The following is a 2,970-nucleotide window of genomic DNA, read 5'->3' on the forward strand; positions in this document are numbered from 1 at the left end:
CAGCAACGCCAGGTTCGGGTCCTTTAAAAACCAGCCCATGGTGATTTGCAGGAAGGAGCGGGTGGGCACGTGGTCGGCGTCGAATATGGCAATGAACTCGCCATCGGTGACTTTGAGTGCCTCGTTGAGGTTGCCGGCCTTGGCATGTTGATTGTTGTCGCGGGTGATGTAGTTGACACCAATCTGCTGACAGAAAGCCTTGAATTCCTCCCGGCGTCCGTCATCGAGCACGTGCACCCGCAGTTTGCCCTCGGGCCAGTCAATGGCCTGAGCCGCGAGCACCACCAGTTTGACGATACCCAGTGCTTCGTTATAGGTGGGGATGAACACATCCACCGTCGGCCATTCAGCGGGTGGCTGTTGCAGAAACTGCGGCTTACGTTGCAACGGCCAGGCGGTCTGTATATAGCCGAAGACCAGGACGAGCAAGGCATACAGTTCTGCCAGCACCAGCCCGTAGCCAAATACGGCATCCTGCCAGTTGTCGAAGTCCAGAGTGTCGGACAGGCGCCAGTACATGTAACGCAACGAAGCGATCAGCGAGAGGGTGATCAGGGTCAGGATCGCCAGACGCCCGGTTTGCTTGCGGATGATCAGGCTGGCGGCAAAACAGACGGAGGCAAACACGGCTTGGGAATACAGATTCTGCGGTGCAGTGAGGATACCCAGCACCAACAATGCTGCAATCAGCCCGCCTGAAATTTTCAGGCCCAGGCGCCAACGCAGGGGCCATTGGCTAAAGCGATCCTGGAAGCTATCCAGCAGCTTCTGCAACCACCAGGTCTTTGCAGGTAGCTGATTCAGCTGGACGGTCATAGCGTGCCCTGCTGGCTGGAAGCATCCGTGAAAAGCAGGGCATGGACCGCGCCTGATAGCGACAGAATGTCCTGACAGCCAATGCTCTCAGGCGCGTGCTGCAACAGGTCCCGACCATAGGCCAGCGACTCGTTGAACTGGTGATCGAGGCGAATCGTCCCGATCAGGTTAGCGCCGAGCCGTCGCCGAAACAGCACGCCCATGTCCCTGCTGAACGCACGGGAGTCATCCCATTGGTTGAGCACATACCGCTGCTGCTGTGCGCGTCGCGGGCTGGTTTCCAGCCACTGGGTCATGGTGTCCAGTGCCAGGTAGGAGGCCGCGTCGGCCACCGTCATCACCAGCACCAGATCGGCAGCGTCGAGTGCCTGTTGCGAATAGACGGTCGCGCCCGAAGGCGTATCCAGGATCACGGTATCGTTTTCGCTGAGGTGCATTGACGCCAGGTGCTGGCTCAACCAGTCAGCATCTTCAAGCAGCATCTGCCTGAGCAATCGGCGATCGTTCAGCTCGCCAGTGCCGAAGGGCAGGCACTCACTGTCGCTAAAGCCCGGCAGGCGATGAGCGCCCCAGTCGGCGTCCTGCTCTTTGAGTTGGATCAGCCCGGGAGCCGGCCTGGTGATACCCAAGTGGCTGGACAGCGCGTTCTGAGGGTCCAGATCAATCGCGATGACTCGCCCGCCAGGGTGCCGAAGTGTTTTCGCGAGGCCAGCGGCGATGGTGCTTTTACCCACCCCGCCATTCGCTGAAACGATGGCAATGACCTTCGCCTTGGTCCGCTTGCGAATCGTTTCTGGCAGACCGTCCCGACGAACCTGGTTGAGTTCACGCAACAGGTCGCTCAATCGCTGACGGTCATCCGCAGCAGCACTCGCAGGTGGCTCAGTCAGGGGAGGGGACTTGGGCGAAGGCAGCGGGAGGAAAACATTCTTCACAGGCTCGATCGGCGCGCCAGTCAATAAAGAAGACTGTGGCTCGTCCAGTTGAAACACAGGAGACGTTGGCGTTGTGGGAGACAAGGCCGCCGACTCTGGTTCTGGCTCAGCCATTGCAGATGTAATCGGGTCGTCTTTGAAATCTTTATAGTTTGGTTGTATTTCCTGGTAAGTTTCCGCATTGGCACCAAAACGTGTAAAGAGTTTCGTAATATCGTCTACATATTTCATGCGTTGTACCAGGAATGAAATAACTCAGAAACTCAGCATTCCATTAACTTAACAAAGTTTATGCGTAGTCTTGGCGTTGGCAGAGTGCCAGTAATCTAGGAGGTCTGCGTTTGCGTGTCAATGAATGTTATAAAAAGTCAGCGAGGCTCGTTAGTGTTAGTCTGAATCTTGTTGAAGTGTCATGTTTGTGTGTGGGCAGTGTGAGTGTCGATCGCGTTCGATAGTTAGAGACTGGGTTATGTAATAAATAAGTTGGCTGATGTGTTTGAAGCGCGGTGCTAAAAAAAATGCTCCGTATCGAAAGATACGGAGCATTTTTCATTTGCCGAGCACGAAGATTGACCGGTTGAAAAATACAGGTCTCAGGCGTTGTGGCATATTGTGCTTAGAACAGCAAACCCATCAAGGATGCTTTGACCGCTGCTTCGGCTTTGTTTGATGCTTGAAGTTTACGCATGGAATTGACTAAATGAAATTTCACGGTCCGAATATCGATATTTAGAATAATGCTGATTTCAACATAAGTTTTTCCAATGGCCGTCCATTTCAAGGTTTCTTTTTCTCGAGCGGTCAGTGGTTTATATATTTCGGGTATGTTTTTTTCGGAAAAGAAACGCGTCATGGATTCATGCGCTAACTGAGTCAGCCAAATTAGCTTGGTCTCTTTACTCTCCAGTTCTGTCGGTGAAATATATTCGCTGGAGCGGGAAACAGAGAGTAAGCCGATACTGTTGAATCCGCGCTGCGATGAAAGGCACCATCCATGATTTAGGTTGTAATGCCGCGCTTCTTCCCAGAATTTCAGACTTTGACTTTGCTGCTCTGCTGACCAGCGCAAGGGAATGGACCGTGTTAACCCATGTTTGACAGTGGGGTCTTGGGAAAAATAATGTTCGGCTACATATTTTTCTTCCCAAGGGGCAGGGTAATTTGAAAGTAGAAAATATTGCGGGGATGTTAACGATAAGGGGATTTTTAGTCCGTAGGA

Annotated in this window: 3 protein-coding genes; all 3 read right to left on the bottom strand. The window is 53.1% G+C overall.

The annotated features are described in order from the left end of the window. Positions 1 to 816: glycosyltransferase (locus AC1DLB_RS26525; RefSeq protein ID WP_477785959.1), on the bottom strand; the 816-nt coding region annotated here is incomplete at its 3' end. Further along, positions 813 to 1,982: a cellulose biosynthesis protein BcsQ gene (gene bcsQ / locus AC1DLB_RS26530; RefSeq protein WP_086945679.1), complete on the bottom strand. Its 1,170-nt coding sequence runs from the start codon at positions 1,980 to 1,982 to the stop codon at positions 813 to 815. The genes bcsQ and AC1DLB_RS26525, both read right to left, overlap by 4 nt. A gap of 385 nt (positions 1,983 to 2,367) precedes the next feature. After that, the coding region (locus AC1DLB_RS26535) for an autoinducer binding domain-containing protein (RefSeq protein WP_477785960.1) at positions 2,368 to 2,970 on the bottom strand (603 nt) is incomplete at its 5' end.

The sequence above is a fragment of the Pseudomonas sp. 05N434 genome, assembly GCF_056396965.1.

What these genes read in the sequence shown, in the direction of transcription:
- bcsQ (WP_086945679.1), bottom strand. Translation starts at nt 1,982, where the DNA reads ATGAAATATGTAGACGATATTACGAAACTCTTTACACGTTTTGGTGCC.